This is a genomic window from Luteococcus sediminum (genome assembly GCF_054783495.1).
In genome coordinates, this window is record NZ_BAAGQL010000044.1 from 24,778 (window position 1) to 31,821 (window position 7,044).

7 protein-coding genes are annotated in these 7,044 nt (G+C 70.0%); 1 reads left to right on the plus strand and 6 read right to left on the minus strand.

All coding sequences use genetic code 11. From position 1 onward, the window contains the following. Positions 1-10: 10 nt before the first annotated feature. Genes ACYVKA_RS14070 through ACYVKA_RS14085 form a run of 4 tightly spaced genes read right to left on the minus strand, consistent with a single transcriptional unit; the run spans position 11 to position 3,061 of the window. Positions 11-769, minus strand: coding sequence for an NADH-quinone oxidoreductase subunit C (locus ACYVKA_RS14070; RefSeq protein WP_394275456.1), 759 nt, complete (start codon positions 767-769; stop codon positions 11-13). Next, positions 766-1,314 (minus strand): NADH-quinone oxidoreductase subunit B, encoded by a 549-nt coding sequence (locus ACYVKA_RS14075; protein WP_394275457.1) that lies wholly within the window; start codon positions 1,312-1,314, stop codon positions 766-768. Before ACYVKA_RS14075 ends, ACYVKA_RS14070 begins: the two co-directional genes overlap by 4 nt. A gap of 27 nt (positions 1,315-1,341) precedes the next feature. Continuing rightward, a complete protein-coding gene (locus ACYVKA_RS14080; protein WP_460706345.1) occupies positions 1,342-1,701 on the minus strand; it encodes an NADH-quinone oxidoreductase subunit A in 360 nt (119 codons plus the stop codon). 52 nt (positions 1,702-1,753) lie between these two features. Beyond that, the gene (locus tag ACYVKA_RS14085) at positions 1,754-3,061 is read right to left on the minus strand and encodes a geranylgeranyl reductase family protein (protein WP_460706347.1); all 1,308 of its coding nucleotides are present in this window, start codon (positions 3,059-3,061) and stop codon (positions 1,754-1,756) included. A 252-nt stretch (positions 3,062-3,313) separates the two neighbouring features. On the opposite strand from ACYVKA_RS14085, the gene ACYVKA_RS14090 reads away from it, so the two are divergent. Further along, entirely contained in the window at positions 3,314-4,561 is a 1,248-nt protein-coding gene (locus ACYVKA_RS14090) for an isochorismate synthase (RefSeq protein WP_394275460.1), read from the plus strand. Positions 4,562-4,624: 63 nt separating this feature from the next. Here the strand turns inward: ACYVKA_RS14090 and ACYVKA_RS14095 are convergent, their stop codons facing one another. Together ACYVKA_RS14095 and ACYVKA_RS14100 are read right to left on the minus strand one after the other, a co-directional pair. After that, complete coding sequence (locus ACYVKA_RS14095; RefSeq protein WP_460706349.1) at positions 4,625-6,259, minus strand: DUF6297 family protein; 1,635 nt, start codon at positions 6,257-6,259, stop codon at positions 4,625-4,627. Then, the gene (locus ACYVKA_RS14100; RefSeq protein ID WP_460706351.1) at positions 6,256-6,909 is read right to left on the minus strand and encodes an ABC transporter ATP-binding protein; all 654 of its coding nucleotides are present in this window, start codon (positions 6,907-6,909) and stop codon (positions 6,256-6,258) included. The genes ACYVKA_RS14095 and ACYVKA_RS14100 overlap by 4 nt, the downstream gene beginning before the upstream one ends. Positions 6,910-7,044 lie beyond the last annotated feature (135 nt).

Here is a 7,044-nt window from a genome sequence, read left to right on the forward strand (position 1 = left end):
GCGTGGCTCATCAGTAGCTCCTGCGCTGGTCCGGCGGGGGCACCGTCGCACCCTTGTACTCGACGGGGATACCACCCAGGGGGTAGTCCTTGCGCTGCGGGTGCCCGACCCAGTCGTCGGGCATCAGCACGCGGGTGAGGCCGGGATGGCCGTCGAAGATGATCCCGAACATGTCCCAGGCCTCGCGCTCGTGGTAGTCGGCCATCGGCCAGGTGGCCACCACCGAGTCGACGTGCGGGTGGCCGTCGGGAAGGGTGACCTCGAGCCGGATCCGTCGGTTGTGGGTGATGGACAGCAGCTGGTAGACCACGTGCAGCTCCTCGCCCTGCTGGGCGGGGTAGTGCACGCCCGAGACGGTGCTGCAGACCTCGAAGCGCAGCTCCGGGTCGTCACGCAGCTGGCGGGCCAGGGCGGTGAGCTTCTGCGGCACGACGAAGAAGGTGATCTCGTCGCGGTGGATGATCACGCGACCGGTCGAAAAGCCGGGGACCAGCTCCTCCATCCGGTCGGCGACCTGGTCGAACCAGCCGCCATAGGGGCGCTGGACGACACCGGGCGCCTCGATGGTGCGCTGCATGCCGGCATAGCCGGAGGTGTCGGGCGATCCCGAACCCCACATGCCCTCGGTCTGCTTCAGCACGTAGGCACCGTCCTGGTGCAGGGTGACCGGGGCGTTCGGCGTGGGCTGGGCGTCCTCGCGCTCGACGCCGCCCTTGGGGGCGGCCTCGGGCGAGCGGACCGGCTCGTCGATGGTCTTGTCGTCGCTCATCGCATGAGGCCCTTCATCTCATGGGTGGGGGTGGCCACCAGGGCGGCCTGCTCATTGCGCTCGTGGGTGCGCTCCACGTTGCCCAGCAGCGGGGTGTGCTGAATGTCCTTGCGCAGCTTGAAGATGGCGTCGATCAGCTGGTCCGGGTTGGGCGGGCAGCCGGGCAGGTAGTAGTCGACCGGCACGATGTGGTCGCAACCCTGCACGATCGCGTAGTTGTTGAAGATGCCGCCGGAGGAGGCGCAGGCACCCATCGAGATGACCCACTTGGGATTGGGCATCTGGTCGTAGAGCTGGCGCACGACCGGGGCCATCTTCTGGCTCAGTCGTCCCGACACGATCATCAGGTCGGCCTGGCGCGGGGAGGCGCGGAAGACCTCATGGCCCCAGCGCGAGGCGTCGTGGCGCGGGCCGCCGTAGGAGATCATCTCGATGGCGCAGCAGGCCAGGCCCATCGTCAGCGGCCAGAAGGAGGTCTTGCGCAGCCAACCCACCACCGCCTCGGATGAGGCGAGCAGCACGCTGCCGTCTTCGTCGTGGCTCATATTGCTTTCCCTTCGTTTCGCTGGGTCTCAGTCCCAGTCCAGGCCGCCGCGGCGGTAGACGTAGAAGTAGGCGACCAGCACGGTGGCCATGAACAGCAGCATCTCCACCACGGCGAAGGTGCCCAGCCTGTTGAAGCTGACCGCCCACGGGTAGAGGAAGACGATCTCGATGTCGAAGATGATGTAGAGCATCGCGATCACGTAGTACTTGACCGGGAAGCGACCACCACCGCTGGCCTGGGGCGTCGGGTCGATGCCGCACTCATAGGTCTCGTGCTTCGCCCGGTTGATACGGGTGGGGCTGAACAGCAGGTTCAGCCCGACCATGACCAGGACGAAGAGCGCAGCCAGTGCTGCCAGTCCGACGATCGGAATGTAGGGATTCATGCCCTGACGCCCTTCCTTGGGGATGCTGTGGTGGTGCTGTTCCGGCTGGTCGTCATGCCTTGGGTGCCAGTCGGGTGAGGGTGTTGATGATGTGGTCGTCCAGATCGCCGCCCCGGCGATCGGTGAGGTTGGCCAGCAGCTTGTGCACCAGCTTCATCAGCCGGCGCCGCGGCAGGCCGTACTTGATGCACACGTGCATCACGGCGGGCTTGCCGATCAGCCATGCGAAGACGTGCCCCAGCCGGAAGTACCCACCAAAGGCGCCCTCCAACTGCCAACTGTAGCCCTCCAGGGCCTTCTCGGCGGCGCTGGATCCCATGCCGCGGGCATGGGCCTGGGCGATCGCGTCGGCAGCCAGCTCGGCGGCCTCCAGGGCGTAGTCGATGCCCTCCCCGTTGAAGGGGTTGACCATGCCGCCGGAGTCGCCGACCAGCAGCAGGCCCTTGGCATAGGCGGGCTTGCGGTTGAAGCCCATCGGGAGCGCGGCGCCGCGGATCGGGGTGAGGCGGTTCTCCTCGCGCAGCCCCCACTCGGCCGGGGTGGCCTCGAGCCAGCGGCGCATCAGGTCCTTGTAGTCGGTCTTGCCGAAGGCCTCGGAACTGTCGAGCATGCCCAGTCCGACGTTGACCACGCTGCGGCCCTGGGCGTCGACGCCCATGGGGAAGATCCAGCCATAACCCGGCAGCACGTCGGACTTGCCGGGCTCGCCGTCCCACAGTTCCAGCCAGGACTCCATGAAGTCGTCATTGCCGCGAGGGCTCACGTAGTAGGCCCGCACGGCCACGCCCATCGGGCGCTCGTCGAGCTTGTGCACGCCCATGGCAACGCCCAGGCGGGAACTGACGCCGTCGGCGGCCACCACGACCGGGGCCATGAAGCGCCGTCCGTCCTTGGTCTCGACACCGGTGATGCGTCCGTCGCCATCCAGGACCGGTGCGCTGACGTTGGCACCCTCGACGAGCTCTGCCCCGAGGGAGGCGGCATGGCGGGCGAGCTTCTCGTCCAGGTCCATCCGGGCGCAGGTGAGGCCGAAGTCGGGGAAGTCGGTGAGCTCGGGCCAGGGCATGAACAGGTCGGTGCCCTCGTCCACCTGGGAGGCGCCGCCGTAGATGCGCAGACCCTCGTTGCGGTGGAAGCCATTGGCCTCGCTGATGTCGACGCCGAGCTTGACCAGGGCGCGCACGGCACGGGGGGTCAGGCCGTCGCCGCAGATCTTGTCGCGCGGGAAGGTGGCCTTCTCCAGCAGTACGACGTCCAGGCCCCGGCGGGCCAGGTGTGCGGCGGTGGCCGATCCACCCGGTCCGGCGCCAACGACGATGGCGTCCGCGCGGCGAATGGCGTCAGGCGCGTCGACCGACATCTACCCTCCTGTTGTTCGTCTGCACTCCACCCGGTGGGCAGGCAGCAGAAGACGCCCGGGGAAGTGTGGTCACGAGCTGAGTCTAGGGTCTTGCGCGCCCGGTGTCCCAACCGATCCCCAGATGCCCTCGACTCGGCCCCCACAAGGCGGAACAGAATCGGTTTAGGGCATCACTTGCTTACTTAATTCGACCCCAAGGGTGGCTGCCCGCGCCTTTTTCGCCCCGGGCCGTCGACTGGATAGCATGCCGGGGTGATCGTCAACCCAGGCTCCGAGCGACTGCGTGCCCGCACCGTCGCCATCGACGACCCCGGAAACCTGGAGAGGTTCCTCCCCGACGGCCCGGCCCAGGCCTTCCTGCGCCGCGGCGACGGCGTCATCGGCATCGGCGAGGTCGCCCGCTTCACCACCGACTCCCCGGAGGCCGCCGACGTGTGGTGGCAGCAGTTCGCCGAGGAGGTCGAGAACGAGACCGAACTCCTGGGTGTCTCCGGTACCGGCCCCATCGCCTTCGGCTCCTTCAGTTTCGACGGTGACCGGTCCAATGAACCCTCCGTGCTCGTGGTGCCCGAGGTCGTCCTGGGCCGCCGCCGCGGCAAGGCCTGGATGACCCGCATCGGCCACGGTGACGTGACCGACCGGATGCCCAAGGTGCAGCCCGACCCCACCCCGCCCGGCCGGGTCGAGCTGGTCGACGGGACCCAGGACGCCGAGCGCTGGTGCGAGAGCGTCGCCGAGGCCGTGCGCCTGATCCGCGAGGGCGGCGTGGAGAAGATCGTGCTGGCTCGCGAGATGCTGGCCCGCGCCGAGTCCCCGATCGACCCGCGATGGCTGGTCGGCCAGCTGGTCAACCGCTACCGCGACTGCTGGACCTACCTGGTGGACCGCACCGTCGGCGCCTCGCCCGAGATGCTGGTGCGCACTGAGGGGGGCCTGGCCACCTCGCGCGTGCTGGCCGGCACCATCCGTCGCCCCTATGCCGCCGACGCCTCGCAGCTGGCCACCACGCTCAGTGGCTCGATGAAGGACCTGCGCGAGCACGAGTACGCCGTCGAGTCCGTCGCCGACGCGCTGGAGAGCTGGTGCTCGGGCATGAACGTGCCCGACGCGCCCTATGTGCTGGAGCTTCCCAATGTGCTGCACCTGGCCACCGACATCACCGGAGTCGTGACGCCCGGCACCTCGTCGCTGGCGCTGGCCGCCGCCCTGCACCCCTCGGCTGCCGTCTGTGGCACGCCCACCCCGGTGGCACGTGAGCTGATCAGCGAACTCGAACAGCTCGACCGCGGCCACTACGCCGGGCCGGTCGGGTGGATCGACACCCAGGGCGACGGCGAGTGGGCGATCGCCCTGCGCGGCGGACAGCTCAGTGCCGTCGACCCCCACCAGATGCAGCTCTTCGCGGGCTGCGGGATCGTGCGCGACTCGGTTCCCGAGGAGGAACTCACCGAGACGCTGGCCAAGTTCACGCCGATGCGGCAGGCGCTCACCGGCGAGTGAAACGCCGGCGCGTCGGCCCAGGGCTGGCGCCTGCCGCCACCGGCTGGCGGCCCTGGTGGACCATCAACGCCGGGTGGCGCCACCCTTCTTGGCCTCGGCCAGCATCCGCTCCTGCTCCTCCTTCTGGGCCGCGATCTCGTCGGGGTCCAGCCCGCCCATCCGCAGGATGGACCAGGCGAGCGCGGCGATGACCAGGCTGATCCACGGCGAGAGCCCGAAGACCACCGGCAGGGTGATCAACACGACCATGTCGAAGCCGCGAACCAGGTTCGTGGCCAGACCCGGAGGCAAGGCACCGGCACTGGTGGAGACCATCGGACCGGAGTAGTCGGGCGGCTTGGCCGCCACCCAGCGGAAGGCGGCGATGAAACCGGCCACGCCGCAGACCAGCGCCACCAGCGGGGTCCGGGCCTGCGGGGCAGGATCTGAGGTGCCGGCCCCCAGGAAGGCGGGCAGCACGGCCAGGCTCCACGCACCGGCCAGGATGCCGGGCAGAATGCTCGCGGCACCGCGCAGCTGGCTGGTGCTCCACGGGAGGCACCGGGCCAGGCCCTTGGACCTGGTGAGCACACGAAGGCTGGCGAAGAAGGGCACCAGGGCCGCCATCAACACGATCGCCGAGATGGCCGCATTCAACCGGCCCAGGCCCAGCGCCGAGACGGCATAGGGGACCACGGCGGAGACGGCCAGCAGGAAGAGCGGGCGGGGAAAACGGATCGCGCGCTGGACGTCGCGCCAGAACAGTGCAGTGGTACCCAGACCACGGCCGCGCGTGGCGCGCACGTGACCGCGCTCGACGGCCTCCCGCTCCACCAGGATGTCGCGCATCAGGCCCAGGTCGAGCCCGAACATGGCGCCCTGCAGGCCGCTGGCCATCGAGCCGCCGGCCATCAGGCGGGCGCGGCGGATGCTGCCCAGACGGGCCCTGGCCACCAGGCCGGCCACCACGAGCAGCACCAGACCCAGCGCGGCCACCAGGGCCGGCAGTTCGAGCGCGAGCATGTCGCCGGGGCGGTAGTCGAGGTGTCCGGTGGCGGTGGCGATGACCGCCAGCATGGTGCCGAGGCCCGCCAGTCCGGCCAGGCCCTGCAGGGCCCGCACCGTCCAGGTGCGCTCCGCTCCCTGCTCCGCCGCGGCGAAGGCCACCAGCCCGCCTGCACCCAGACCGCAGGCACCGCTCCAGGCCAAGACCCCGGCTGCCGAAGAGCCGGTCAGGGCCGCCACCAGCGCACCGAGCACCAGCCCACCGGCCACCGCCAGCGCCACGGCCAGCACGAGCCGTCGGGCCAGCAGGCGGGAACGCCGGATTGGTGAGTCCATCAGCCAGAAGCCCTCCGCGGCGCTGGCGAGCACCGGACCGAAGATGCGGCAGGCGGCCAGCGCCATGGCGAGCACACCGGCCAGTGCTGCCCAGGGCAGCAGGGAACGGCCCGAGGTGCAGCCGGCCGTCTCGCAGCTGGCCGCCATCCGCTGGGCCTCGCGGATGGTGTTGACCAGCATCGCGCCGATCATCACCAGCGCGAAGACCATCACGTAACCGTCCCCGAGCAGGCGCGAGAGGGGACGGTTGGCACGGCCCTTGCGCCAGTCCCCCACCAGCAGGCGCAACTGCTTCTCGTCGACCTCCACGTCCGAGGACAGCGGCGTGGCGACGTCCGCTGCGTCGTCGCGGACCCGGTCCGCGCGCTGGGCGCTCATCCGCGCGGCCCGCCCAGCTCCACGATGCGGGCGCCGACGGCCTCCACCAGGGAGGGCTCGTGGGAGGCCATCACGACGGCCAGCCCGTCGTCGAGGTCGGCGCGCAGGCGGCGGCCCAGCCAGGCGACACCCTCCACGTCGAGGCGCGCCTCGGGCTCGTCGAGCACCAGCAGCTTACGGGGGCGCACGAAGGCTGTGGCCAGGGCCAGGCGCCGGCGCTGGCCGGAGCTCAGGGTGCCGGGCAACTGGGCTGCCTGCGGAACCAGCTGCACCTCGTCGAGGACCTCGTCGACGATCGCGTCGGGGTCGTGGAAGCCATGGGCGCGGGCCAGCAGGTCGAGGTGCTCCACGACCGACAGGTCGGGGAAGAAGTCGAGGTCGTCGATGACGGTGGCCACATTGCGGCGGATCTCGGGGTCGGTCTCGCGCATCCGCAGCCCGCAGACCTCGACGCTGCCGCTGGTGGGGCGGTCGGCGCCGATGATGCAGCGCAGCACGGTGGACTTGCCGGCGCCGTTGCGCCCCGTCAGCGCGACCGCCTCCCCCTCGGCCACCTTCAGGTTGAAGCCGTCGACGATGACGTGGTCCCCATAGGACCGGGTGAGATCTGTGACCTTGAGGACGGTCTTGCGCGATGCCATGGCCCCCATTGTGCGCCATCGGTGACCGGGCGCCGGACCATGGGCGCCGCTCGGCATCGGGAACTGATGCTCCTATCTCGTGTCAAGCGGCTTTGAGCCATTCGCGGTAGTTGTGGGCCAGCGTGTCGTCACGGCGTTTGCCGA

Excerpts from the sequence above, each read along its gene's own strand:
- ACYVKA_RS14070 (WP_394275456.1), bottom strand. The coding sequence starts at position 769 with ATGAGCGACGACAAGACCATCGACGAGCCGGTCCGCTCGCCCGAGGCC.
- ACYVKA_RS14075 (WP_394275457.1), bottom strand. The coding sequence starts at position 1,314 with ATGAGCCACGACGAAGACGGCAGCGTGCTGCTCGCCTCATCCGAGGCG.
- ACYVKA_RS14080 (WP_460706345.1), bottom strand. The coding sequence starts at position 1,701 with ATGAATCCCTACATTCCGATCGTCGGACTGGCAGCACTGGCTGCGCTC.
- ACYVKA_RS14085 (WP_460706347.1), bottom strand. The coding sequence starts at position 3,061 with ATGTCGGTCGACGCGCCTGACGCCATTCGCCGCGCGGACGCCATCGTC.
- ACYVKA_RS14095 (WP_460706349.1), bottom strand. The coding sequence starts at position 6,259 with ATGAGCGCCCAGCGCGCGGACCGGGTCCGCGACGACGCAGCGGACGTC.
- ACYVKA_RS14100 (WP_460706351.1), bottom strand. The coding sequence starts at position 6,909 with ATGGGGGCCATGGCATCGCGCAAGACCGTCCTCAAGGTCACAGATCTC.